Origin of the sequence: Corallococcus praedator, assembly GCF_003612125.1 — a bacterium.
In the GTDB taxonomy this organism is placed as follows: Bacteria; Myxococcota; Myxococcia; order Myxococcales; family Myxococcaceae; genus Corallococcus; species Corallococcus praedator.
On sequence record NZ_RAWI01001217.1, the window covers coordinates 1 to 416 of the forward strand.

Sequence of the window (416 nt, forward strand, 5' to 3'; positions counted from 1 at the left end):
CTCGAAGAACGAGCGTGCCTTCATCTCGCGGAACACGCCTTCGCGCTGCATTTTCTTCTTCAGGACGCGGAGGGCCTGATCGATGTTGTTGTCGCGAACTTCGACTCTCAAAAAAAAATCCTAACGTAGACAGGTCCGGCCGCATCGGCAGCGTCGGACGCTATTTCGCACAAAACTTGCTGTCAGGGTAGCGAATGCCATCATGACGTGGCTTCAGTTTCAGAGCGTCACCGGACGTCGCCGCCCGCCTGTTCTTCGGCTGAAGCCATCGGAGGCGTCGGCTCATGACGAGCCGGTCCACCGCGCTTTGGGGTTCCCTACAACATTCCGGCGTCAGAGGCCAGAGGGGAAATCAGTGCCGGTGAAACGAACCTCGTGCGTTCCGCAACTCGCCGGAAGCCCGGCAGCGAGATCGC

General features: G+C 59.4%; 1 protein-coding gene. It reads right to left on the minus strand.

Annotated features, from left to right (window positions below):
* On the minus strand, positions 1–111 hold a 111-nt coding region (rpsU, locus tag D7Y13_RS43805), incomplete at its 3' end, for a 30S ribosomal protein S21 (RefSeq protein ID WP_120631150.1).
* Positions 112–416 lie beyond the last annotated feature (305 nt).